Below are 24,238 nucleotides of genomic sequence, written 5' to 3'. Positions count from 1 at the left end.
GGATAAGATGTGACAAAAAACGCCCTTCCCCATTGCCCGGGGAAGGGCGTTCCTGTAAATCTTAAATCTGTTTAAACCCTACTATTTAAGCTCGTACTGCACGTTCAGGGTTGTTGTTACTTTAATCTGACCAGGTTCAACCGCACTATCGGCCGCAGAGTTTGAAGCAGACTTCTCCATGACAAGGTAGTTCTGTTCATACATAGGTGCGCTGCTTACCCCTGCTTGGCTTACGCTGAGAACTGCGCCCATTTGACGCTTCACACCTTTGGCGATGATCCCTGCCTTCAGCTCTGCATTCGCCAACGCTTTGTTAATTACCTGTTCTTGGTATTGATCCGGGTTCTCAACGGTAAAGCGCACGTTGTCGATCCGGTTCGCCCCATTCTTCGACGCGTCATCCAGAAGCTGACCAATCTTGTCGAGCTGACGGTATTTCACTTGAAGCGTATGGGAGGCATTATAGCCCTTCAGCTTCTGCCCCTCCTTGTCATTGTAAGTATAGTTCGGCTGAACATAGAATCCGGATGTCTGGATATCCGCAGCATCAATTTTCCACGTATTCTTCAGCAGGTTCGTAAGCTTCGCGATCTGAGCTGCAGTAGCCTTCTGCGCTTCTTGTGCCGTCGCTGCCTGAGCTTCTACACCGATGGATAGATAGGCAATATCCGGCTTAATAAAAACTTCCCCGCTGCCAGTCACATTAATTACATTACGCTGTACTGCCTCATCCGCATAAGCGCGCGGCGCATCAGTCAGCAGCCCGCCCACCGTAGTACCTCCAGCCAACAATGTCCCTGCAATCAGCACTGATCCTAGTGATTTCACCCAAATCTTCATGTAACCCGCCTCCATAATTAAATTTTTTTTGAACCTGCTATAAGTTGAACTAATGATTCCCAAGTAAGGCAGTCGTGTGAAATGTTCTTTAAGGTCGCTGTTGCTCTCAGATTTCTTGAATTAATTTTATAAGGTTGAATTCTGGTTACAAAGGCGAACGCTTCGTTTCTCCAGAATCATTTCACACTCTCGCTATTGTAAGTCTGGAGTTCAACTTATTAAGACCTCTTTAACTTCAGTCTAGACGTCTTTGGTAAATTTAACTATTAAACGGAAGCTGTTTTCCAAAGGTTGCAGTGAAAGAGGACAGCTCCAAAATAAATTTGCAGCACAAAAAAGAGACGGTCCGTCTGCCTCGGCGGCAGCCAGCCATCTCTCTGTCATGCTTGTCCATCACGTTATTACTGGTTCTCCAACTCTTCCTTGCTGACCAGACTGACTAAAGCGTTTGCAGCCTGCTCCGCATCCGCACCCTCGGCGCTAATGTAAATTTCCGTTCCAGTGCTGATGGCAAGGCTCATAATGCCCATGATGCTCTTGGCATTTACCTTCTTGTCATCCTTCTCCACGAACAACTCAGACGAGTATTTATTCGCTTCTTGGACAAAAAGCGCCGCAGGTCTGGCGTGAAGACCCGTTTTCAAACGGACGGTTACCGGATGTTTGACCATGAATCCTTACCCCCTATACGTAATCAATATGCAGACTTATTTCCGCATATTACTGAGGGAATGAACCCGGATATACAGATATCCGCGTTCATCCCACTTGAAATTTATTTTAATCAGTATACCATAGGCGCTATGCCTCACACTAGGTGTAGCGATTCACATGCCCCGAATTTTTTCGGCGAGCTCGTCAATCTTGCGCAGGCGGTGGTTCACGCCGGACTTACTGACTGTGCCTTTAAGCATCTCGCCAACTTCCTTAAGGTTCATATCGGGATGAGCCAGCCGGATCTCAGCCACTTCCCTGAGCTTCTCGGGCAGCGACTCAAGTCCCACTTCCTTCTGAAGCAGCTTGATATTGTCAATCTGCCGGATGGCCGCACCTATGGTCTTATTGAGATTGGCCGTTTCGCAATTGACGATCCGATTCACGGAGTTGCGCATGTCCCGCATAATTCTCACGTCCTCGAACTTGAACAGCGCCTGGTGGGCACCGATAATACTAAGCAGTTCGATAATCTTCTCGCCTTCTTTGATATAGAAAATAAAACCCTTCTTCCGCTCGATACAGCGCGCATTCAGATGGAACTGGTTCGCCAGATCCACCAAAGCCTGGCAGTGCTCCTCATACATAGAGGCAATTTCCAGGTGATATGAGGAACCCTCCGGATTGTTCACAGACCCCCCGGCGAGGAATGCTCCTCTCAAGTATGCCCGCTTGCAGCAGTTCTTACGGGTCAGCTCCGGGTTAATTCCCGGTGTGAAGATAAATCCTTCGGACACGATCTTGAGCTTGTTCAGGATCTCCTGGACATGCGCGGGAATCCGCACGATGTACACATTGTTCTTCTTCAGACGCATCTTCTTGCGCACGAGCAGTTCTGTATGCACGTCGAAATATTTTTTAATCAAAGAATAAATCCGTCTTGCTATCGCGGCGTTCTCGGTGGATATGTCCAAAATGACCTTCTTGTTCGAGACCGAGACGGAACCGTTCATCCGGATTAACGCGGATAACTCGGCCTGCTCACAGCAGGGCTCGGCTTCAATCATGGTCAATTCCTTTTTGGTTTGTGCCGCAAATGACAAGGGACTCACCTCTTTCGTATACTCCAGTTTTGCACCAGCTGATAAATGTGATGACTTAGCTTATCCGCATCATGGCGCAAATATCTGCGGAACAGCACCAGGGTGTCCGCAATCATTTTGTAGCCCCTGCCCGTGACGACATCCCAGTCGACCTTAACGGGTCTGGCCCCTTTCTCAGCGTAGAAATCCTGCACTTGAGCAGGAATTTCACCATCATTAACGATGACATAATCAAATAAATGATGACCCACATGCTCGTATACAGCCTCAAGGTGATCGCTGACGGCATATCCGTCGGTCTCCCCGGGCTGGGTCATGACGTTGCAGACAAAAATCTTGATGGCGTCAGAATTCGCCAAAATCGCTTCGGCCAGCTTGGGAACGAGCAAATTAGGAATAATACTCGTATACAAACTGCCCGGGCCAATCAGAATCGCATCGGCCTCCAGTATCGCCTCAACGGCCTCAGGAAGCGGCTCGACCTCCTCCGGCTCCAGGAAGATCCGCTTGATCCTCCCGCCCGCCTCGGGAATCTTCGATTCCCCGGTGACAATCGAACCGTCGTCCATCTCCGCATGCAGCACAACCGCGTGCTGCGCCGCCGGGAGCACACGTCCCCGCACCGCAAAGACGCGGCTGAGTTCACGGACTGCAGTCACAAAATCACCCGAAATATCGGTCATGGCCGCAAGAATCAGATTCCCCAGGCTGTGGCCGGCGAGTCCCTCCCCTGCCGTGAACCGGTAGCTGAGCATATCGTATAATAACGGCTCCACATCGGCAAGCGCGGTCAGGACGTTACGGATATCCCCCGGGGGCGGCATCTGCAGCTCACTTCTCAATATACCGGAGCTGCCCCCGTCATCGGCTACAGTCACAATAGCTGTTATATCTAGAGGCTTCTCTTTGAGGCCGCGGAGCATCACGGACAGGCCGGTTCCCCCGCCCATCACCACGATCCGCGGCTCTCTTTCACTTGCAGACCGGTCTTTCAATTCTCATTCACCTCTTAAGGCCGATCACGGTCGGAATCCCGGTGGCTAACGCGGACCGTTTCCGTCTCGCTCGTACCAAGCATACGGCCCAAATATTCGGCAATCGCGACCGAACGGTGTTTACCGCCGGTACAGCCAATTCCGATAATGACCTGGCTTTTCCCTTCCTTGTGATACTGCGGCAGCAGGAAATGCAGCATATCCAGCAGCTTCGTCAGGAAGACCTGCGTCTCAGGCCACTTCATTACATATTCATATACGTCGCTATCCTGCCCAGTGTGCGGGCGCAGCTGCTCAATATAGTGCGGATTGGGCAGGAAACGCACGTCAAATACCAGATCGGCATCGATCGGAATCCCATACTTGAAGCCAAAGGATGTGATATTTACGGATAAATTGCTGCTCTCCAGATGCGCAAATCCAGAGATGATCTTCTCCTTCAGGGCGGAAGGCTTCATATTGCTCGTGTCGATCACTTGGGTGGCCGACGTCTTTAGTTCTTCCAGCATTTTGCGTTCCAGACGGATACCGTCAAGCGGCATGCCCTCCGGAGCCAGTGGATGCCTTCGGCGGCTCTCCTTGTAACGCTGTACCAGTACGGAATCGGTGGCGTCAAGGAACAGGATTTCACACTTAATTGTAAAATGATCTTTGATATAGTTGAGAGATTCGGATAGTGCCGTGAAGAATTCACGACCCCGCAGGTCGATTACAAGCGCCACCTTGGCGATTTTCCCGTTGGACTGCTCAATGAGCTCAGCGAACTTAGGGATAAGCACCGGCGGCAAATTGTCTACACAGAAAAAACCGAGATCCTCCAAGCTTCGTACGGCGAGTGATTTCCCCGCACCCGACATGCCTGTAATAATGATCAAGTTCGCAACCGAAGTTTGTTCCTTGTCCGGCATCTGATTTCCCTCCCTCGCAATCTTCTCTATATATTAACCATCTATTCTTCCAACCCTTAGTGCAGGAACAGACCTGCCGCACCAATCATGCCCGCATCGTTGCCGAGAATGGCAGGAACGATATCCACGCCTTCTTGAAGAGGCTCCGGTGTCAATTTGGCATACACACTGCGCACCTCATTGAACAGGATGTCCCCGGCTTTTGATACACCACCGCCAATAATGAAGCGCTGCGGGTTAAGCACTGCGCTTACGGCTGCAAGCGACTTGCCGAGATAGAACGCTGCACGGTTTACAATGCGAATCGCCGCTTCATCCCCGGATTTGGCCGCATCGAACACATCCTTGGCCATGATGTTCTCCACTTGGGACAAGGATGTGCGGTCTCCGCGCTCAACGGCATCCTTCGCCATCCGGATCACGCCAGTCGCGGAGGAGACGGTTTCCAGACATCCCATTTTGCCGCATCCACATTGAATCGCTTCCAAGTCAGGAACCACGGACATATGACCAAGCTCACCGGCCAGACCGGCAAAGCCCTGGTAGATTGCGCCATTCACAATAATTCCGCCGCCAACGCCTGTACCGAGCGTATAGCATACACAGTTGCTTACCCCTTTGCCGGCACCGGCCCATACTTCCCCAAGCGCCGCCACGTTGGCATCGTTATCTATACGGACTGGCTTGCCAAGCCGCTGCTCCAGAATGCTGCGGATATGGAGATCCTTCAAACCTACATTCGGCGCAAAAATAATGATCCCGTCGCGAACATTCGTAAACCCGGCAACCCCGGCGCCAACACCCGCAAGCTGATCCCACTCGTACGGGGACTGCTCAACAATGAGACGTACATACCGCTCGATGTTGTCAACGACGGCATCCGGACCTTTCTCAACCTCCGTCGGTCCTTCATAAGTATGAAGCAGCTGGCCTTCCTCATTACAGATGCCGACTTTGATTGCTGTTCCGCCCAGATCGACACCAATGTAGATTTGTTCAGACATTTTACAAGCCACCTTTTTCTCTATAAAATAGTTTGCTCCTACGTACCCACTATAAGCGAACCCACAGCTTCGGTCAAGAGAAGAGGGGCTTTCCTAAACCCCTTGTCAGCAAGGCTTTTCTAGATAGAGCAGGCTGGTTGGAAACCCTGAATTTCCTCTAAAAATGACATATAAAAGCGCCCATCTCCCAGCATAGGGATCAAGGCGCTTAGCCATGCTTCTGGATATTGCTGTAAATCATTGGCCGGTGAATTCATTCAGCTCATCAGCAGTAGGCTACTGGGATAAAATCCTCTTCTGTCCTTCCAGCTCGCGAATAGGAGCGATATTCTGTGTAAATTCAAGCGTGCCAAGATACTGGCCCTCACTGCCGCGTACCGCAAAATACCGGATATAGACAAATTTATCTTTCACCGGGATCCAGAAATCCTCGGCATCCTTCCGTCCGGCCTTGAAATCAGCAAGCAGCTCATTCACAACATGTACACTTTGTGGCGGGTGACAGTTCTGTACGGTGCGGCCAATAACCGCCTTCGTTCTGGCAAAAATCCGTTCCTTGCCGTGCGAGAAATACCGGACCACATCGTTCTCGTCAATAAACGTGAGGTCCACAGGGAGATGGTTCATGACAGCTTCCAGCTGCTGAACCGACAGGATGCCCGTCTCGAACCGGACGAAGCCGCCTGGAACACCCTCTTCCTCTGCTTCCGCACCTTCTGGAAGCGGTGCCCGCTCGGGCTTCCATTCCTGCTCCGGCGCCGCCAGGCAGAAGCCAATCTGATCGCTCTCTTTGGCGATCTTGACCCATTCATCCTCGGTCAGCTTCTCCAGTGCCATCGGCAGGAGAATGTTTTCTTCCTTAAAAATCATCTCATTCACCTCGGTAATAGTCCGCTCCAGTGAGGTGAGAATATAAGCCAGGTCTTCTCCTGTAGTGTGGTCCGCGAGCAGGGCTTTGGTCTCCTTAATCAGCATCCGGATGCCATCGTCCACCCCCCACATCACTTTAGTCGGGCCAAAGATGCCATACTTCTCGAGATAGGGGAACAACAGATTCTCCTTCCGGCTGTAGTGTTTATCGAGGTCCATCAGCAGATTCAAATCCTCCAGCAGCTTCAAGATGACCGCAGGATCGTCCCCCTTCTTCAACCGATCCACATGCAGTTGAAGCTTGAAGTTGACCAGACGTTCAATCTCCCGGTTCTCCATCTTGAATGTATGAACCGGATGGCCCGGCTGCTCCTCAGGCTTCGATGAGCGGTGAATTTCCTCAATGGAGCCCTTGAATATAGCCGTGTGCACAGAGCATAAGCGCTGCACCTCCGTAACCGGAATCCCCTCTTCCTCCATCAAGGCATGCTCCATTGCCGAAATTTCAGCCACAGTCACATCTCCCACGGCTTGTTCAAACCGGGCTTTAACCTCCTCCACACTCTTGCCCTGATGAAGCTCCTTAATAATCTCCTTAAGCATGTCTTGACGTTTGGTTCGTGCGGCCGCTTCTGTCTCCCGGTTATTAATCAGCTCGCTCATCTCAATTTCCCCCTTGGTTGTGACTTATACTTTGTCATGCATTGCTCTTATCTCTACACAATCACTTCATAACCCTTGGATTCAAAGGCCGCAATAATGTCTGTCAAAGGAATTTTCCGCATGGCCGCTCCCTTTGGAATCGTCATGAACCTGCCTGCGGTCTGCAGCATTCCGGGCTTGGCGATCTGTGCAAATCCAAGTCCCACCATAATGTCTATAATCTCCGGGTCCGCTGTGCACAGATCGAACAGGCTGGACTGGAAATGAACTTGTTTGGTCATAAAGAACTTCCCCCATTTCAGGCGAAGCAGGCGGCATACCGAAGCTTTGCCTGTACCTTGATATAATTGAGAATTCCTCTCAATTCAAAATTAACACGCTTAAGGAGGAGTGCTTGTGATTGTAGTCACAAGGAGCGGACTTTTTTAACATTCTATTGATTTGGAAAGTGATTTAGAAAGTTTGAGGCCCTGAGCCAACCGGTTTACCCCCGCTTGCAGCAAGCTTAGAATGACCTTTTGTGACTGCCTTGTTTCTCGCTCCCTGGAACTTCGTGGTATAATGCAGTCAAATTTGCGGCAGAGCCGGAAAGGAACCTGATTGTGGCTATTCAATTGTTATATGTTGAAGATGATCCCGAGATCGGAAGTTGGGTCAGCCAGGACCTGAAGGACCGGGGATACGAGGTAAAGTGGCTGAAGAGCGGGGAGGGCGCCTTGGACGCGGCGGCGGATGCCCACCTGATTATTCTGGATGTCATGCTGCCGGGACTTGATGGATTCACCGTGGGCCAACGGCTGAAGCGCAATTATCCGCAGACCCCTATTCTTATGCTGTCAGCCCGTTCTTCCATTGACGATAAACTGCAGGGACTCCAATTCGCGGACGACTACCTGACCAAGCCGTTTCATCCGGATGAGCTTACAGCCCGGATTGAAGTGCTGATCCGTCGGAGCGGTTCCCTAAGCGATCTCCCGCTGGAGCTGGGGCATCTTCGTGTCTACGAACGTGAGAACCGGATCGAGCACAAGGACACGGGAGAGGAGATTATACTAACCGGCAAGCAGTTCCAAATCTTCATGTACCTGATCCGGCATTTGGGCCAGATTATGACCAAGGAACAAATTTACGAAGCTGTATGGGGTGACCCGTACCTTGATGGCGATAAAACCTTGATGGTCCACATCCGCTATTTGAGGGAGAAGATTGAGCTCGATCCCGCTGAGCCCAAAATTATCGAGACAATCCGAGGGATCGGATACCGGGTGAGGGCATGAAGTTCCGCAGGTTTCCCAAATTCCGCTCCTCTCTCTTGTCCCGCTACTTCCTTATTGTTCTGGCGGCACTCCTGTTTGTTCCCGTGGTGATTCCACTTAGCTTCCTGGCAACCTGGCTGATGAACAGCGTTGTCACGACCAGCCAGGAGAAGGCCAACCCGAATTATATTAATTCCGGCTATTTGACGGCTAACTGGCATGACGCAGCCAAGCAGCTTGCCGACGCTTCACCGGACAAAATTAATCAGCGCCTTAAGGAATACAAAAAGAAATATCCTTTTGCCACCATCTTCTGGGTGGATCACAGCGGAGAAACGCATCAGCTGCCCCCTGTCTTAAGGAAACTTCCGGTTCAGTGGTCTTTAGAGGATACGATCCAGTACATGAAAAAGGGCGGCAGTGACGACAACTTCTTCACCGTGGTCGCGTTCATCGGAGATTCTCCTAACAAACGGCAAGGCTTCATGGGGATTGAGGTGCCGCGCTCCTATTTCATAAAAGGCGCCAGCGACAGTTCAAGCTTCAGTCTGTTTGGAATCACACTGCTCCTGCTGTTTGCTTTCTTCGCGGGGCTCTCTTATCTGTTCTTCCGCGATATTCGCAAGCGGCTGCTTACCCTGGAGTCAGCGATGCATTTCCCTGGCGAGGACGGCCTTCCTCAGAAGATCCACACAGGCAAAGCCGATGAGATCGGAATGCTGGAGCAGTCGTTCAATTACATGGTTGACCAGCTTCGGGAGAGCCGCATTCGTGAGGTCGAGGAAGAGCATCTGCGCAAGCGGCTGGTCAGCAATCTCTCCCATGATCTGAGAACTCCGCTGACCGTGATCGGCAGTCACTTGTATTCCCTGAAGAAGGAGAACCTGTCCGAGCAGGGAAGCCAGTCCCTCACCCTGATGCAGGACAAAATGCGTGACCTCGACCATCTGATCGATCACCTTCTCTCCTACAACCTGCTGACCAGCGGCAAATATGCCATCCATCCGAAGTCTCAGGATATTCTCCGGATCGTCAGGGAGAGCGCGGCCGCCTGGTATCCCCTATGGGAACGGGAAGGGCTTGAGCCTGATATTGATCTGGATGGCGAGTCCCTAATCTGGCCCGTCGATGAACAGGCCTTCCGCCGGGTTCTGGATAATTTGTTCCAGAACATCGTACGGCATGCCAAGTCAGGCCGCTATATCGGCCTGAGCGTAGAGTGCAGTCCAGGCAGACCGGCGGAGCTGGTCATCCATGACCGCGGTCCCGGCATGCTCGCCGAGAGCAGCACTAAGGGAGCCGGCCTCGGCCTCGCTATTGTTAAGCTTTTGCTTAAAGAGATGGCGCTCAAACTAGATATTGACAGCACTACCGAAGGGACCCGCATGCGGATTCACCCTTGATGCGATGCGGTAAGCCTACAATCAAGACCGGAAGCGTGATTCGTCACGCTCCGGTCTTTTTTTAAACTAAATTTAAACTCGGTGGACACCGGCTTTTAAACTAACCGATTTATGCTGGTTAACGAGGTGAAGAGAAGCCATGAGCGAATATGTAATCAAAACCAATGGTTTAACGAAAAGCTACCGCGGACGGAATGCCGTCAGCGATTTGAATCTGGAGATCAAGAAAGGGGAAATTTACGGTTTCCTCGGTCCAAACGGGGCCGGCAAGACTACAACGATACGCATGCTGCTCGGACTGATTCGTCCAACGAAGGGAACTGTCCAAATTCTCGGAAAGAACTTGAAGAGCGACAAAATTAATATACTGCGCCGGGTCGGATCGCTGGTGGAGTACCCCTCCTATTACGGCCATCTGACTGCGGTCGAGAACTTGGAAGCCATCCGCCGGATCCTGGATGTTCCGAAATCACGCATTGATGAGGTCCTTGAGATTGTATCCCTAACCAAGGAATCCAAACGGGCGGTGAAGGGCTACTCACTCGGAATGAAGCAGCGCCTGGGAATTGCGTCCGCTCTGCTAGGCTCCCCCGAACTCCTGATCCTCGATGAGCCTACGAACGGACTTGATCCATCCGGGATCCACGAAATCCGCGAGCTGATCAAGCAGATGCCGAGGGAGCATGGGATCACGGTCCTCGTCTCCAGCCATTTGCTCGGTGAGGTCGAACAGATGGCCGGAACCGTTGGCATTATCCGCGACGGGCGGATGGTCTTCCAAGACACGATCTCCAATCTGCGGCAGAAGGCGGCCGGCGGAATAGACATCAGAGTGTCGGAAGCTGAATCCGCTCTGTGGCTGGCCAAGGATGCCGGAATTACCGGACAGGCCCAGCAGAATGTGCTGCATGTGGAAGGCCTGGATGACAAGCAAGTTGCTTCCCTGGTCAAGCGGCTCGTTGACAACGGACACTTGATCTACCGCGTAGAGGAGAAGAACAAGTCGCTCGAGGACATCTTCATGGAGGTTATCGGGGAGGTGAAGTCCCTATGATTGGCCGGGCTTTATCCGCTGACTTCCTGAAGATACGCGGCAAAGGAATCTGGTTCCTGATCTTCATTGCCCCCATCGGGCTTGTCGCCATGCAGGCGCTCAATTTCGGACTGCGCTACGAGTTCATGGTCGCCCGCGCCAACGGGAACTTATGGATGTCGATCATTAAGAATATCTTCCTGTTCGTTCCCATGGCCCTGTTCATGGGCAGCACTCTGGTAAGCTCAATGCTTGCTGGCGTTGAACATCAGCTGAGCTCCTGGAAACAGCTCCTGGCGCTGCCGATCTCCCGGACCACAGTGTTCATTTCGAAGTTTCTGGTATGTGTATTCCTGCTGGCCATCTCCTGCCTGGTGCTGTCGTTGGGAGCTCTCTTGCTTGGACTGTGTCTCGGGATCAGCACCCCGGTTCCATGGGCCGAGCTGCTCCGGTTAGGATTCTTTCCTTTCCTTGGCTCACTGCCCGTGCTTGCGCTGCAGCTGTATCTGTCGCTTACATTTAAGAACCAGGCTCTGCCGGTGACACTCGGTTTGGCTATGGCCATATGCTCCCTGTTCACAGGCCAGCTGGCTGATCTCATGCCGCTGAACTGGCCTTCCCTGGCTTTTGCGGCTCCAAACTATATCGTCTACTTATCTGCCGGGGTTGTTCTCGGCCTGCTCATTCTGGCCGTGGCCCTGGTACATTTCAACCGGAAGGACGTGAACTAAATTGAATACATTCATCCGGGTACTTTCGTCCGAACGGCTCAAGATGTCCAAGTCGAATTTGTGGCTGCTGACTTTGGGCAGCCCCTTGCTTGCCCTGCTGGTAGGGCTGCTGACTAATTCCGCAAAGGATGCTTCAGGCTACATGGTGCTGATGTCCACCATGTCCTTGTTCCATGCCCTGCTGTTCCTGCCCATTCTCACCGGCATATTCTCATCTTTCATTTGCCGGTATGAACATGTGGGAGGCGGCTGGAAGTCCCTGCTGTCACTCCCTGTATCGCGGACATCCGTATTTACCGCGAAGTTCCTAATCGTGGCGGCTCTGCTGGCACTAACCCAGCTGCTGTTCCTTGGAAGCTTCTTAATCGCGTCACAAGTCAAAGGCATTCATGAGCCTTTTCCTTGGGCCATGCTTACCCGCAGCATTATAGGGGGCTGGGTAGCCTGTCTGCCGCTGGCGGCTCTTCAACTCGGGTTCTCCTTGCGATGGGCCAGCTTCGCTGCCCCGCTTGTTGTTAATGTTATTTTTACAGTGCCTAACATTCTGGTCATCAACTCCGATAAAATAAGACCTTTCTATCCTTGGGCACAGCCTATTCAAGCCATGATTCCAGCAAGTTCAACTAACATCGGTTCTTTTGGGTTTAATCTCTCGTTTGAGAGCCTGATGATCACGGTCGTTGGAAGCTTTGTTCTGTTCTTCGCTGCAGGGCTGATCTACTTCAACCGCCGGGAAATTTAGGGAGGGACCTTCCGTGAGCACAATAAGGAGGTTCATCTGCTGCTGCAAAGCAGCATTACGCGGCTGGACCGTACCTTCCCTTCTCCTTCTCGCTTGTTGCCTGTCTTCGCTGTCTGCTCCAGCTGTTCAAGCTGTTCAAGTAGCCGGAGGAGACAGCAGGCCCATCGTAGATTCCAAAATCGACAAGTTCATGGAGACCGCGATGAGCCAGCTGCATATTCCCGGAGCAGCTGTAGGTATCGTAACAAAGGATCAAATCGTCTACTTGAAGGGCTACGGGGTTACAGGACCTGGTCAGACTCCCGTTACTCCGGAGACTTCTTTTGTCCTCGGGTCAACGACCAAGTCGTTCACGGCCCTAGCTGTGATGCAGCTGGTTGAAGCAGGCATGATCGACATGAATGCTCCTGTAACCCAATACCTGCCCTCATTCAAGCTGGCGGATAAGTCAGCCGCCGGGGTCATCCGGGTTCGCGATCTGCTTCACCAGGCCAGCGGACTCAGCGAGTATGACGGACGGGTCGGGATGATGAATGGCAACAAGCCGATTCAGGAACATCTGAGGGATTTAAGCACGGTTTCCCTTATAGCGCCGCCTGGTACTGCCTATCAATACTCTAACTTGAACTATAATATCCTGGGTGGAATTATTGAGGCAGTGAGTGGAGAATCATATACCAATTATGTACACAAGCATATCTTTCAGCCACTCGACATGAAATACAGCTTTGCTTCCCCAGAGGAAGCCGGAAGCCATCTGGCTACAGGGTACCAATCCCTCATGGGCTATATGATTCCTACGAAGCAGCTTCCCCACACAGGGACGGTTGCATCGGGGTACTTGATCTCAAGCTCCAGGGACTTGGCCCACTACATGATGGCCCAGATGAACCGGGGTAAATATATGGGAACGTCTATCCTTTCTCCGGGAGGGGTAGAGCAGATGCATGCGCCTGCCACCAACATGGGGGGAGGAGCCTCTTATGGCATGGGCTGGACCATCAAGAATGGAGTAACCTTCCATAATGGGATGACGGAGAATACCTATTCCATGCTGGTTATGGATGGAGACTACGGGATTATTTTGCTGACGAACGCACTGGATTACCTAATGCCCTATGACCGGATAGCGTTAGGTCTCAGCCGTATTCTTCATGGACAGGACCCGGAAGTGGAATCAATCCCATCGGTCAGCCAGACTTATATAAAGGCAGATTTTGCCCTTCTAGTAGTGCTCGCCTATCTAGTCTGGACCTTGAACGGGTTGTTCAAATGGCGGACCCAATATCAATCATCACGCCGGTGGCTGTGCATACATACGGGAATCGTTGGCTTGGTCCACCTGATCCTTCCTATAGCCATACTAATCTATGTTCCCAAGGTGTTTTCAGCTCCATGGCCGGTTGTGCAGACATTTCTCCCTGGCTTAGGCCACGTTCTTTATTATCTTCCCATGCTCCTGATTGCCCTGGGCGTGCTGAAAGCGGTGCTGATGTTCCGGAGATGGGCCTTGGCGAAGAATACAAGTGCAGGCACAAACTCTTGAGGACATATCCTCCTAATTGATACGTATGATTCAGACAGTTGAAAACTGATATTGTTCACTAACAGCCGGGCATGTTTATTGCCCTGTCACTATCAAGCTATCTAAATTCATTTAGAGGAGATCATTCATATGCTGTCTTTAAAAAAATCATTCAAACTTGTATTAACCCTAACTGTCGGCTTAACGTTAATCCTTCCCGGCCTTTCTTCAGCTGCCCCAGCCAAAAATCAACAGCAGTGGATCCGGCAAAACAGCCATGAGATTAAATCCCTGGTATCCGACGATTACCGGGATTTGGCCTTCCTGAAGCCGCTGCTTCAAGGGAAGACCGTAGTGAGTCTCGGGGAGAACTTTCACCGGGTAGCAGAGTATAGCAGTGCCAAGACCCGGTTGATCAAATATCTGCATGAAGAGCTCGGGTTCGACGTGATCGCGTTTGAATCGGGCATGGGCGATGCTGCCGCAGCTTGGAACACCAGAAATAAACTAAGCCCGGAAGAAATGATGGCCGGCTCTATCCTTCAGGTATGGCATTCCCAGGAAACCCTTGAGCTGTTCAAATACATCCAGCAGCAGAGCAAAGGGAAGAGACCTCTCTATTTAGCCGGTTATGATATGCAGTTCACTTCTTATTACTTGACCAACTTTATTGCATCAGGGCTGTATAAGATCGATCCGCAAAGAGGCAAAGACTTCGCTGAAATGGAAATGAAAGCAATCACCTCCTATTATGGAGTGCTTAACAAATACGGGAGCTTCTCATCTAAGAATGACACATATAACAAAGAAATAAAACAGGTTATTGATCTCTATGAACCCAAATATAAAGAAACGATCAAGTATATTCAAGAACACCGTCAAGAGTTCGCTTCTAAATATCCGGACAATCCCAAAATGACGGATATCATCATCCGTTCCCTGAGAGACCATATTAATTTTCTGAATATGGCCGCTCAACAAGATGTAACACGCTCTTATGAATTCAGAGACAGACTGATGGTGGACAATCTGGAGTGGCAGATGAAGAACTTATATCCCGGCAAAAAGGTGATTCTGTGGGCACATAATGACCATCTGGCCAAGAATACGTCCCAAATTCTAACCAAAGAGAACGGAAAATGGGTTCGCAGCTTCACCAGCATGGGCGAAATGCTCCACAAGAAGCTGAAGGATAAGCTCTATGTTGTTGGTCTGTATATGAACCAGGGCTCGGCCTCTACGATTTCCGCGAACAAGCCTTTTACCATCAAACCTATGCCTAAGGGAAGCCTTGAGAATCTAATGCTCAGCAGTGGGTATAAGAACACCTTCATCGACTTGTCCAGACAGAAGAAAAATTCGTTAAATGCCTGGATGTTCAAACCTATATATGCGGCTGAAGATGGCATGACGGCTGAGTTCATTATGCCGAACCAGATGAAGTTCATTCCGAGAGACCAATATGACGGCATTCTTCTTATTGATAAGGTAAAGTCGCCCACACCTGTTGATTTCTCCAAGCTTGCAGCTCCTTCATCGAACTAAGGAGCACATGAACAAGGCCACCCGGCAAGGGGTGGCCTTTGTTTGCGTTTTAAGAGTTCGGTTTGTGTTTGTTCAGAATGACAGCCGTCATGCAACGCCATACCGCGCGCCGGGAGCTTCGTGCCGTGCGCTTTAATAACGAACACCCCCTTCCCATCCCTATTGGTTTCGGATTTCTTTCTTGATTTATTTCCAGGGGATGAAATCCAAAACCAAAGGCGACTGCTAGCGCTTGGTCGTGAGTCGTTCGTCTCTTTGCCGACTTTGGCGAAATCTTCCATCTCAAAACAAACAAATTAAAGCAAAAGAAACCGTTCTTTGGTAAAATGGAAGTATGAGGAAGCCGATACAGGTAATTCTCTCAAGTTCAATTTTTATACTAGAAAGTAAGGATGGTCACCGTTATGACATTAAAAAAGTTGTCCCTCCTGCTGGTTACTGGACTCGGCGTGGCTGCAGCAGCTATTGCTATTTTTGCCGCTCCGGGACTGCAGCCGCCATCTGTTCAGGCCTCTTCGTCGTTGCCTTCAGCAGCAGGAAGCCCCTATTCTGAAGACCAGATCAACCTGTTAAGCCATCGGCAGCCTCTTGAGACCCATCATAGCGGTCTGGGAGCCTACACCGGCGAGTATACCAGCTCACCTTTGAATGGCAAGAAATTGACCTTTACGATCAGGAACAACAGCAGCTCATCCGTATATATGACGATTAAGCGAAATCAAGTGAAATTTATAGAGGATATCGCCATCTCACCAGGCTCGAGCAGAACCCAGGAATTTAAGGAGCTTGCTGCTGAAGGTATCAGCGGCAAATGGGATATGTATATTTACACGCGGAACGGAGACTTCGTTGATCTCGATATCTCGGCAGAGCAGAGCTGATCGGATAATCAGACTTCAGTACTTGTCCGCTTCCTACAATAAACAAAGAAGCTGTCCCAACGGCCATGGAAATGGAGGGGACAGCTTCTTTGTTATGTGATTTGACCCTGCTTACTGGTCCAGCGTCTCGCTCCAATCGTGCACCATTGCGCCTTCCAGGAACTTCTCGCAATCCATCGCGGCCATACAGCCGGAACCGGCTGCAGTGATGGCCTGGCGGTACTTCGTATCCTGAACGTCCCCACAGGCGAACACGCCAGGGACATTGGTCTCGGTCGTTCCCGGCTTTACCACAATGTAGCCGTGATCATCGGTCTTGATCTGACCACCGAGGAATTTCGTATTCGGAGTATGACCGATTGCCACGAACACCCCGTTCGCCTCAATAAGTTCCTCTTGTCCGCTCTCATTGTTGCGAACCTTCAGCCCTTTTACTCCCTTGTCATCGGTTACCACTTCCAGCGGCGTCCGGTTCAGTGCCCATTTCACCTTCTCATTCTCCCGCGCGCGGTCCTGCATGATCTTCGAGGCGCGGAGCTCATCGCGGCGATGCACCAGAGTCACCTCAGAAGCGAAGCGTGTCAGGAAGCTGGCCTCTTCCATGGCTGAGTCCCCGCCGCCCACCACAATGATCTTCTTCCCGCGGAAGAAGAATCCGTCACAGGTGGCACAGGTGCTGACGCCGCGGCCCACATTGTCCTGCTCCCCCGGAATCCCGAGGTATCTTGCCGAGGCTCCGGTTGAGATAATGACCGTCTCCGCCTGCAGGGCATCCTCTTGGCCTGTTACCTTAACGGAGAATGGCCGCTTGGAGAAGTCGACTTCTTCAACCCAGCCGCTTCGGAACTCAGCGCCGAAGCGTTCCGCTTGCTTGCGCATGTTGTCCATCAGTTCCGGCCCCATAATCCCCTGTGGGAACCCTGGAAAGTTCTCCACTTCCGTGGTAGTCGTCAGCTGTCCGCCTGGTTCCAATCCCTCAATCACCAGCGGCTTCAAATTTGCACGAGCCAAATATATGGCTGCCGTAAGCCCAGACGGGCCGGTTCCGATCACGATTGATTTATACATTATGGATAACCTCCTTGGAATTGGTTTCTCCTGCTTCAGATATTCTTATACCCTTTTGCAACCCTTGCATAAACATTAGAGCCGATCCCGGAATGCGTTATGCTATATAAAATGAACTTATGAAGGTCACCCTTATGAGGCGCTGCGATACCGAGTGTTCTTACGGCCGCTGTTGTCTCCGAAATGCTTGAACTAGATATCCAAGTAAGGGCATTGCGGAGACCAAGGCGGACGCTCCGCTTCTTCAGAATCACTCGGGATCGAAGCTGAGAGAGGTTAATTCTTAAAGTTCGTTTATATAATTAAAATAAATAATATAAATACCAATTAGACCGAAGGGAAGATTCTCTCCATCTTCTCTTTAATTCCGCATACCTCATCCACACGCCGGGCATACTTGCTTGCCGTGGAAGCCGATACCCCATACCGCTGTGCGACCTCTTCATAAGTAATTGTCCGGCGGTGCATCTTCGCGGTCAGATACTCCAAAGCGGCTGCCCAGCCCGCTACCGTTGTAATAGCAGGAGTCTTGGGATACTGGCGGGACAGGAAGTCGACCCATAAGATCTCCAGATCGTACTGCTGCAGCAGGTTATAGCGCGAATCCATGCCTTGCAGGGCGGTGTCCACCACAGCTTGCCATTCGTCCTCCCAGACTGGAAGATCAGAAGAGATGATCTTCGGATCAACCATCCGGACTTCCTCTTGATCGCGGACCGGCACGCTGTCCTTTACACCCAGACTGCGAAGCACGTACAGCGCCACGCTTTTCAAATACTTCTCTTCTTCCGGCTCCATCAGGAACGCCCGCAGTGCTTCGATAACTTCCACATCACCAATGCTGCCGAAGGCCTGAATGACCTGCAGCTTGGTTCTCGCGTCTCCATGGCGCAGCGCCCAGAAGAAGGAGGAGCGGATCAGCGGGTCTTTCTTCATGCCGTCCGGCACACCTGAATCCTGCTTCTCCCACAGCTTGAACTGCTCCTCAAACGGCAGATGATAATGATAGCTGACCTGAAGACGTTCCCCGCCGGTAAGCTGCTCCTCTTCCAAACGACTTAAGTAGAATTTCGGAATTTCAGCTGCCGGATCGAGCTTCTGTACATGCTGCCAATACTTCTTGGCTTCCGCATAACGGCCCGTATTATATGAAGCCACTGCGGCATAATGGAAGAGACAAGGATCAAAGTTCACCTCATCATCCTTGATGAGACGTTTGAAATGGCCATAGGCCGCTTCATGCTCACCCAGGATGCCCATCGTGGTAGCCAGCTTGAACACATGCTCCTGGTGAAAAGGAACAATGTTGCGCAGCTGAAGGGTCAGCTCGCCCAGCATCTTCTCATCTCCCTGGTGCTGATAGAAGATCGCCAAGTTGCATAAGCCGTGCAGATTGCCCGGCTCACGTTCAAGCACGTCGTCAATCGCACCTTGGGCCTTGCGGAAGAGGCCCAGATAATAGTAGGCCAGCGCCAGATTGTTGCGCGCCGCAAGGAAGTCCGGGTTCTTATCCAGAATCTCCTCCAGCAGCTTCGCGGCCTGCGCGAACTTCCCTTCTTCGAGCAGCGCCCGGGCACTCTCGTGTTCGATCATCCCTTCACGGGCTTTGATGGAGCTGAGCTTCATAGGCCGCTCCAGCTCATAGTGGAGGAGATCCATCATTTCCTCCGCCTCGGCCAGGAACTGGCCGCTGACATCCTGTTCCAAATATGTGATTAAGGCCTGTTCAGCCGCTTCAAACTGTTCCATGTTGGCATAGTTATTCGCCAGATAGAAATAACATTCCGTCATGGACGGGTCCACATGCTCCAAAATCGAAGTCAGAACGGCATTAGAGCCTTCATAGTCCCCCATCTCGGACAGAATTCCCGCCATATTGCAATGATTAACCGGGTTCTCCGGTTCATATTCCACAGCCTTGCGAAAATATTTCAATGCCTTGTCGTAATGATAGCGGTCCAGTGAAGAGACGGCTCTCTCAAAGAAAAAGCCCGCATCCATGCGGATGGGCACCACTTTGCGCGGCACACCGCCATTTTGCTGTTTTTTCTCTTTCAAGCAAGGCACCTCCTTCAAGTATCCCTAAAAGTCTCTCAGGTATTATACCATAGAGAGGCCTTTCGTCCCATGATAAAAGAAAAAGCGGGATCTAAGATCCCGCCGACTCACACGCCTATGTCCGGACAACCTCATCAGCTAGCTAATGAGCTCCAATTTCCTTTTTGGACGTATGCAATTGAAAGTAAAATTATGGAGAACTATGAGAAGCGCCCTCTCAGATCCCGCGGTCTCTGAACAAGGTGGCAATCGACCCACCGTCTCGGATGATTTGGATAGCTTGGGAGAGCATTGGAGCTACGGACAGCACATGAAATTTCTCGGGGTGCTGCTCAGGCAGGGCGATCGAATCCGTAATCACAACTTCACGGATGTTCGGATGAATGAGACGCGACATGCCGTCAGCCGAGAAAAGTCCGTGGGAGGCACACACGAATGCATCCTCCGCCCCCCGTTCCTTGAGCCCTTCGACCACGTTCACAATCGTGGAGCCAGTGTCGATCAAATCCTCAATGATGATCGGGGTGTGCCCTGTAACCTCTCCAATCACATGGGTGATCACCGATTGGTTATGGGCCGGTCTCTTCTTAATCATCATAGCAAAGGGGGCATCCAGGCCGCTCGCCAGCTTCTCAGCCATAGAGGCCCGACCGGCATCCGGCGAGACCACTACCGGGTTCGTAATTCCCTTCGACTTCAGATAGGTGGTCATAATATCCAAGGTCGTCAAATGATCGACCGGAATGTTGAAGAAGCCTTGAATCGCAGGCGCATGCAGATCGATCGTAACCACACGGGTTGCCCCTGCAGTGGTCAGCACGTCGGCAACCATTTTAGCGGAGATCGGTTCTCTTGGGGCGGATTTACGCTCCTGCCGGGCATAGCCGTAATAAGGCATGATAATATTCACTGTCCGAGCGGAAGCCCGCTTGGCCGCATCAATCATAACCAGAAGCTCTACGAACATCTCGTTAATCGGATGGGAGAGCGACTGTACCAGGAACACGTCCGAATTCCGGATGCTCTCTTCGTAATGGACGTAGACCTCGCCGCTTTTGAACCGGGATAGCTCAATCTTGCCCAAAGGCACGCCAAGCCGCTCACAAATCTGTGCCGCCAGCTTCGGATTGGATGAACCGCTGAAAATTTGCAGCCTGGTTTGCATGGGAACCTCCTCTATCACTTCGCAGTTATCTGAGATGATTTGATGTATTCGCTTACTTCTTAAGTATACAACAAATTTTCCAGCCCGCAAAAGCATCCCCGCCTATCTAGCAAATCTCCCCTTAAGTGAATTTTCAGCCACCCCCTATAAAAATGAACTTATGAAAGCTACCCTTTTGGGCGCTGCGATGCTGAGTGTTCTTACGACCACTGTTGTCCCCGAAATCCTTGAAATAGATATCCTGTGGGGCATTTCGGAGACAAAGGCGGACGCTCCGCTTCTTCAGAATCACTCGGCCTCTCCGCTGAGACCGGGAAGTTCTAAAGTTCATTTTATATAGTAGCAAAAAACTCTCCATAGCCTCATAGGCTAAGAGAGCTTTTCACGGACAGGAAGGGTTTCAAGCACGATCCTTGAATCTTCATCTACACGAAGTTTCTTGTGTCATTATTCCGGCCGAATTTATAAGAGGCTATCAGGAAGAACATCAGCCCGAATGCAAACAGAAGCATCATATTAAACCACAGGCTGCCAAGCGAAGCCCCCGACTGAAGCTTCTCAAAGGATTCCAGCACCCAGTTCTGAGGCAGGAAATCGGCAATCCGCCGAACCGCATTCGGCATGATCTCGAGCGGAATGAAACACCCGGAGAGCAGACAGGTTGGCATTACGATAAAGTTCTGCAAGGCTCCCGCTCCCGCACTATTCTTGGAGAAGGCTACGACAACCAGGGAAATTCCTACGGAAGTCAGAGAGAACAGCCCAAGAATAACCAGCATCGGTCCAATTGCCATTCCTACATTCAGCTTGAACACATAAATCAGGAAGAACAAGGCGACAAGAATCTGAGCGAACATGACACAAAGGTTCACGAATATATTCGAAAGCACGTAAGTTCGTGCACTAATCGGTGAGGACAGAATCCGGAAATAGGTCCGGTTCTCCCGGTTCACCAGAATCAGCTCCGACAAATTCACCGCGGATGTCATCATGAACATAATCAGAAATCCAATAGATTGATAGGACATGCGCTTGGCCCCGGAGATATCGGTAACCGTATTTACAACAAGCTTGAAATTGGCAGACTGAAATCCGGCATACAGCTTGTCGAACTTCGGCTGGTCACTGCCCGCGATGCGGCCGATGGCCGAAATATTGTCCATATATTGATTCAGCATCGCTTTAATATAGGACGTAACAGCGGCCCCTTTTGCCGACTGGATCCCAACATGTCCCGGCTTACCGGAGCGCAGACCTTCGGAATAACCGCGTTCAAGCACGATTCCAGTATCCAGATTTCCTGAAGCCAACTCATTCCTAAGCTCGCCCGCATCCATCTCCACCAGCTTAACCTCTTTCAGATTGCCAATCATACGCACCGTGTCAGCTGCCAGCCGCTCACTACCGTCCCCATTCACAACCCCGACCCGCAGCAGAGGCTGCCCGGCCCCCCCATACAACAGGGTCGATACCAGGATTCCCGCCACCGGCAGACCGAAGAACAGCACCCAACTGGACTTCTTGCGGAACGTTCTCTGGAGCGTGCTCAGCATCAGCCATACTATATCTTTGATCATCCTAAAATCCCTCCTTACGCCGCATGAGCACGGCAGATACAGCTAGAAGCAGCACCGCGAGGCCGATATTTAAGCTGATGGCAGGCCATGCGGCGGATACAGAAGGCTTATACACCATTTCAAGAAGCGCCCGATTCGTCCAATAGATTGGTGACATCCGGGTAATATAACTGGTCACACTGGAGCCTGAGGCATCACCAACAGGGAAGTAGGCACCTCCGAAGAATGAGGCTAGCTGTACGAACAGCATGATCAATCCGCTGGATGCGTTGCCTTTGAACAAATAACTTACCCCAAGCCCAAGGCTTACCGCCATGACCACCTCTGTCAGCAGCAGCAAGAGCGCCAGCCACAGATGTTCTCCCCAATAAGCGCCGAACGCAAACTTACTGACCAGAACCACAATCAGAACACACAAGAAATTCTGAACAATACTGCCAAGCACTTTCCCCGCAAAAACTTCACTGCGCCGTACCGGTGCGGCGGCCAGACGCGGTGCTGTCCCCCTGGTGATCTCGCTGCGGATCAATCGTACGGCCGACATCGCGCCCCACAGTCCGACCATGACTGACATCGCAAGCGCATAATAATCCATGGAGCCTGGCTGCCTGTTGGCAAGGATAGAGGTCTCCTTAATGTAACCGCTCCTACTCTGGCTATCGGTATCAAACAATTGGGAGACTTTCGCAGGCTCGATCTTGGCTACCGCCGCTGCAGCGTTGTATTTGTCTGTGAACGCCTGCAGCATACCTTGAATCACATTGCCTTCAATCGCGCTCCGGTTGTTCCCATATAGCGAAATCCCCGAATCGCTTAGTTCCATATAACTGGCATAATGATTCTGCCGGATTTCCTCCACTCCGTTCATCCCGCTCTTCAAGCTCACGAACTCGATGCCCGACTTCTTCATCTCTCCGGTGAACGTTTCGAATGCGGTGGACAGCACCCCGCTGCTGCTGTTCTTCACCAGCACCTTCATCTCGCCCAGACTTACGCTATTAGTAAAAGCATTGGAAAGCGCCAGGCCTAGAATGAGCATCAAAACTAGGGGAAAAGCAAGCATAAACACCAATGTCCGCACATCCCGGAAGTCCTGCTTGATCTCCTTCACGGCAATTGTCAATATATTCCTCATGGTCCCTACCCTCCTCTACACGCGGGCTAATCCCGCAAGTTGCGCCCGGTCAGAGTCAGGAACACCGTCTCCAGGTTCGGCTCCTGTTCTTCCACCGCCCGGATCTCTGCTCCGCTGTCCATCAGCTGTTTTAAGATACGATTCAGGTTGTCTACCGCGGCATCACTATGAATGCGGATCACCGGCTCGTGATCATCCAGCTTTACTGTACGTACGCCCGGAATCAGACGGAGCTGATCTTCAGCCACCTCTACCAGCGACTTCACTTCAATCCGGATATCCTTCACATCTGTAATCGTAGCCGTAAGCTGTTCCTTCGTCCCTTCAGCAATGATCTTGCCATGATCCACGATAGCGATGCGGGAACAGATCTCCTCAACTTCCTCCATGTAATGGCTGGTATAAATGATCGTACATCCGTCCTCGTTCAGCTTTCTAACCGAATTCAGAATGTAATTTCGTGATTGGGGGTCGATCCCCACCGTAGGTTCATCCATAATAATCAGCTTCGGTTTGTGGGCCAAGGCGCAAGCGATGTTCAGCCGTCGCTTCATCCCGCCAGAGAAGTTCTTCGGGTAACCTTTGACCTTGTCAGCCAGGCCCACGAACTCCAGCGCTTCCTCCGTTCTGGCTTTCAGCTCTGCTCCCCGTAAGCCATACAGCCCGCCGAAAAAGCTGACATTCTCATAAGCCGTCATATCCTCGTAGATTGCCAAGTCCTGTGGAACAATCCCCAAATTCAGCTTGGCAAAACGGCTCATCTTGGCAATGTCTTTATCCAATATCTTAATCTCGCCGCTGGTTGGACGCAGCAGGGAGGAGATCATGTTGATCGTTGTGCTCTTTCCAGCGCCATTCGCCCCGAGAAAGCCGAAGATTTCCCCCTCGCCAATCGTGAGGGACATGTTGTCCACGGCGATGAAATTGCCGAATTTTTTGGTAAGCCCCCGAATCTCCAATACGTTCATTCACGTTCACTCCTTAAAATCAATATAAGCTTAGTTAACGTCGGTACCGTTATTTCCTGTCTCCATCATAAAGAAAAAGGATGCCCTTATGTCAGTGCATAAGTTCATCCTTTG

The 24,238-nt window shown here is 51.2% G+C and carries 22 protein-coding genes; 8 read left to right on the top strand and 14 right to left on the bottom strand.

The genetic code is table 11. From position 1 onward, the window contains the following. Positions 1-81: 81 nt before the first annotated feature. From BN6628_RS00980 to BN6628_RS00945, 8 genes are all read right to left on the bottom strand, one after another. Positions 82-840: an SIMPL domain-containing protein gene (locus BN6628_RS00980; protein ID WP_068612997.1), complete on the bottom strand. Its 759-nt coding sequence runs from the start codon at positions 838-840 to the stop codon at positions 82-84. Between the two features lie 401 nt (positions 841-1,241). Continuing rightward, the gene (locus BN6628_RS00975; RefSeq protein ID WP_068612994.1) at positions 1,242-1,511 is read right to left on the bottom strand and encodes an HPr family phosphocarrier protein; all 270 of its coding nucleotides are present in this window, start codon (positions 1,509-1,511) and stop codon (positions 1,242-1,244) included. Positions 1,512-1,667: 156 nt separating this feature from the next. Continuing rightward, entirely contained in the window at positions 1,668-2,597 is a 930-nt protein-coding gene (whiA, locus tag BN6628_RS00970) for a DNA-binding protein WhiA (protein WP_068612991.1), read from the bottom strand. A 5-nt stretch (positions 2,598-2,602) separates the two neighbouring features. After that, the gene (locus tag BN6628_RS00965) at positions 2,603-3,547 is read right to left on the bottom strand and encodes a gluconeogenesis factor YvcK family protein (protein ID WP_089153582.1); all 945 of its coding nucleotides are present in this window, start codon (positions 3,545-3,547) and stop codon (positions 2,603-2,605) included. Between the two features lie 59 nt (positions 3,548-3,606). Then, complete coding sequence (gene rapZ, locus BN6628_RS00960) at positions 3,607-4,500, bottom strand: RNase adapter RapZ (protein WP_068612985.1); 894 nt, start codon at positions 4,498-4,500, stop codon at positions 3,607-3,609. A 56-nt stretch (positions 4,501-4,556) separates the two neighbouring features. Then, a complete protein-coding gene (locus BN6628_RS00955; RefSeq protein WP_068612982.1) occupies positions 4,557-5,504 on the bottom strand; it encodes an ROK family glucokinase in 948 nt (315 codons plus the stop codon). Positions 5,505-5,780: 276 nt separating this feature from the next. Further along, positions 5,781-7,037 carry a DUF438 domain-containing protein gene (locus BN6628_RS00950; protein ID WP_068612979.1) on the bottom strand — a complete coding sequence of 419 codons (1,257 nt, stop codon included), beginning with the start codon at positions 7,035-7,037 and terminating at the stop codon, positions 5,781-5,783. Positions 7,038-7,090: 53 nt separating this feature from the next. After that, the gene (locus BN6628_RS00945; protein ID WP_068612976.1) at positions 7,091-7,318 is read right to left on the bottom strand and encodes a DUF1858 domain-containing protein; all 228 of its coding nucleotides are present in this window, start codon (positions 7,316-7,318) and stop codon (positions 7,091-7,093) included. Positions 7,319-7,639: 321 nt separating this feature from the next. Between BN6628_RS00945 and BN6628_RS00940 the strand changes: the two genes are divergently transcribed. The 8 genes from BN6628_RS00940 (at position 7,640) to BN6628_RS00905 (ending at position 16,153) form a co-directional block, all read left to right on the top strand. Next, on the top strand, positions 7,640-8,314 hold the full coding sequence (locus BN6628_RS00940; RefSeq protein ID WP_068612973.1) for a response regulator transcription factor: 675 nt from the start codon (positions 7,640-7,642) through the stop codon (positions 8,312-8,314). Next, positions 8,311-9,696: a HAMP domain-containing sensor histidine kinase gene (locus BN6628_RS00935; protein WP_068612970.1), complete on the top strand. Its 1,386-nt coding sequence runs from the start codon at positions 8,311-8,313 to the stop codon at positions 9,694-9,696. Before BN6628_RS00940 ends, BN6628_RS00935 begins: the two co-directional genes overlap by 4 nt. A 139-nt stretch (positions 9,697-9,835) precedes the next feature. Next, positions 9,836-10,750, top strand: a complete 915-nt coding sequence (locus BN6628_RS00930; RefSeq protein ID WP_068612965.1) for an ABC transporter ATP-binding protein — start codon at positions 9,836-9,838, stop codon at positions 10,748-10,750. Next, the gene (locus BN6628_RS00925; protein WP_068612962.1) at positions 10,747-11,460 is read left to right on the top strand and encodes an ABC transporter permease; all 714 of its coding nucleotides are present in this window, start codon (positions 10,747-10,749) and stop codon (positions 11,458-11,460) included. Before BN6628_RS00930 ends, BN6628_RS00925 begins: the two co-directional genes overlap by 4 nt. Position 11,461: 1 nt before the next feature. Then, positions 11,462-12,202: an ABC transporter permease gene (locus BN6628_RS00920; protein ID WP_082926734.1), complete on the top strand. Its 741-nt coding sequence runs from the start codon at positions 11,462-11,464 to the stop codon at positions 12,200-12,202. A gap of 13 nt (positions 12,203-12,215) precedes the next feature. Continuing rightward, positions 12,216-13,748 carry a serine hydrolase domain-containing protein gene (locus BN6628_RS00915; RefSeq protein WP_082926733.1) on the top strand — a complete coding sequence of 511 codons (1,533 nt, stop codon included), beginning with the start codon at positions 12,216-12,218 and terminating at the stop codon, positions 13,746-13,748. A gap of 129 nt (positions 13,749-13,877) precedes the next feature. After that, positions 13,878-15,272 (top strand): erythromycin esterase family protein, encoded by a 1,395-nt coding sequence (locus tag BN6628_RS00910; RefSeq protein WP_068612955.1) that lies wholly within the window; start codon positions 13,878-13,880, stop codon positions 15,270-15,272. A gap of 404 nt (positions 15,273-15,676) precedes the next feature. Continuing rightward, positions 15,677-16,153 carry a hypothetical protein gene (locus BN6628_RS00905; protein WP_068612953.1) on the top strand — a complete coding sequence of 159 codons (477 nt, stop codon included), beginning with the start codon at positions 15,677-15,679 and terminating at the stop codon, positions 16,151-16,153. Positions 16,154-16,264: 111 nt separating this feature from the next. On the opposite strand, the gene trxB is transcribed toward BN6628_RS00905, so the two are convergent. From trxB to BN6628_RS00875, 6 genes are all read right to left on the bottom strand, one after another. Beyond that, positions 16,265-17,221 (bottom strand): thioredoxin-disulfide reductase, encoded by a 957-nt coding sequence (trxB, locus tag BN6628_RS00900; protein ID WP_068612950.1) that lies wholly within the window; start codon positions 17,219-17,221, stop codon positions 16,265-16,267. A 327-nt stretch (positions 17,222-17,548) separates the two neighbouring features. After that, the gene (locus tag BN6628_RS00895; protein WP_068612947.1) at positions 17,549-19,279 is read right to left on the bottom strand and encodes a tetratricopeptide repeat protein; all 1,731 of its coding nucleotides are present in this window, start codon (positions 19,277-19,279) and stop codon (positions 17,549-17,551) included. A 217-nt stretch (positions 19,280-19,496) separates the two neighbouring features. Next, positions 19,497-20,444, bottom strand: coding sequence for a ribose-phosphate diphosphokinase (locus BN6628_RS00890; RefSeq protein WP_068612943.1), 948 nt, complete (start codon positions 20,442-20,444; stop codon positions 19,497-19,499). Positions 20,445-20,869: 425 nt separating this feature from the next. Beyond that, on the bottom strand, positions 20,870-22,021 hold the full coding sequence (locus BN6628_RS00885; RefSeq protein ID WP_082926732.1) for an ABC transporter permease: 1,152 nt from the start codon (positions 22,019-22,021) through the stop codon (positions 20,870-20,872). A gap of 1 nt (position 22,022) precedes the next feature. Continuing rightward, on the bottom strand, positions 22,023-23,156 hold the full coding sequence (locus BN6628_RS00880) for an ABC transporter permease (protein WP_068612940.1): 1,134 nt from the start codon (positions 23,154-23,156) through the stop codon (positions 22,023-22,025). A 26-nt stretch (positions 23,157-23,182) separates the two neighbouring features. Further along, complete coding sequence (locus tag BN6628_RS00875; RefSeq protein ID WP_068612937.1) at positions 23,183-24,124, bottom strand: ABC transporter ATP-binding protein; 942 nt, start codon at positions 24,122-24,124, stop codon at positions 23,183-23,185. Between the last annotated feature and the right edge of the window lie 114 nt (positions 24,125-24,238).

It is taken from the genome of Paenibacillus tuaregi (assembly GCF_900086655.1).
GTDB classification, from domain to species: Bacteria; Bacillota; Bacilli; order Paenibacillales; family Paenibacillaceae; genus Fontibacillus; species Fontibacillus tuaregi.
Note: the sequence above shows the minus strand (reverse complement) of the source record. Positions and strands in the feature narration are given on the sequence as shown.

Bases quoted from the DNA above. Each gene is read 5' to 3' on its own strand.
- BN6628_RS00980 (WP_068612997.1), bottom strand. From the start codon at position 840: ATGAAGATTTGGGTGAAATCACTAGGATCAGTGCTGATTGCAGGGACA.
- BN6628_RS00910 (WP_068612955.1), top strand. From the start codon at position 13,878: ATGCTGTCTTTAAAAAAATCATTCAAACTTGTATTAACCCTAACTGTC.
- BN6628_RS00975 (WP_068612994.1), bottom strand. From the start codon at position 1,511: ATGGTCAAACATCCGGTAACCGTCCGTTTGAAAACGGGTCTTCACGCC.
- BN6628_RS00880 (WP_068612940.1), bottom strand. From the start codon at position 23,156: ATGAGGAATATATTGACAATTGCCGTGAAGGAGATCAAGCAGGACTTC.
- BN6628_RS00945 (WP_068612976.1), bottom strand. From the start codon at position 7,318: ATGACCAAACAAGTTCATTTCCAGTCCAGCCTGTTCGATCTGTGCACA.
- BN6628_RS00925 (WP_068612962.1), top strand. From the start codon at position 10,747: ATGATTGGCCGGGCTTTATCCGCTGACTTCCTGAAGATACGCGGCAAA.
- rapZ (WP_068612985.1), bottom strand. From the start codon at position 4,500: ATGCCGGACAAGGAACAAACTTCGGTTGCGAACTTGATCATTATTACA.
- trxB (WP_068612950.1), bottom strand. From the start codon at position 17,221: ATGTATAAATCAATCGTGATCGGAACCGGCCCGTCTGGGCTTACGGCA.
- BN6628_RS00905 (WP_068612953.1), top strand. From the start codon at position 15,677: ATGACATTAAAAAAGTTGTCCCTCCTGCTGGTTACTGGACTCGGCGTG.
- BN6628_RS00950 (WP_068612979.1), bottom strand. From the start codon at position 7,037: ATGAGCGAGCTGATTAATAACCGGGAGACAGAAGCGGCCGCACGAACC.
- BN6628_RS00885 (WP_082926732.1), bottom strand. From the start codon at position 22,021: ATGATCAAAGATATAGTATGGCTGATGCTGAGCACGCTCCAGAGAACG.
- BN6628_RS00965 (WP_089153582.1), bottom strand. From the start codon at position 3,547: ATGGGCGGGGGAACCGGCCTGTCCGTGATGCTCCGCGGCCTCAAAGAG.
- BN6628_RS00890 (WP_068612943.1), bottom strand. From the start codon at position 20,444: ATGCAAACCAGGCTGCAAATTTTCAGCGGTTCATCCAATCCGAAGCTG.
- BN6628_RS00930 (WP_068612965.1), top strand. From the start codon at position 9,836: ATGAGCGAATATGTAATCAAAACCAATGGTTTAACGAAAAGCTACCGC.
- BN6628_RS00955 (WP_068612982.1), bottom strand. From the start codon at position 5,504: ATGTCTGAACAAATCTACATTGGTGTCGATCTGGGCGGAACAGCAATC.
- BN6628_RS00935 (WP_068612970.1), top strand. From the start codon at position 8,311: ATGAAGTTCCGCAGGTTTCCCAAATTCCGCTCCTCTCTCTTGTCCCGC.
- BN6628_RS00875 (WP_068612937.1), bottom strand. From the start codon at position 24,124: ATGAACGTATTGGAGATTCGGGGGCTTACCAAAAAATTCGGCAATTTC.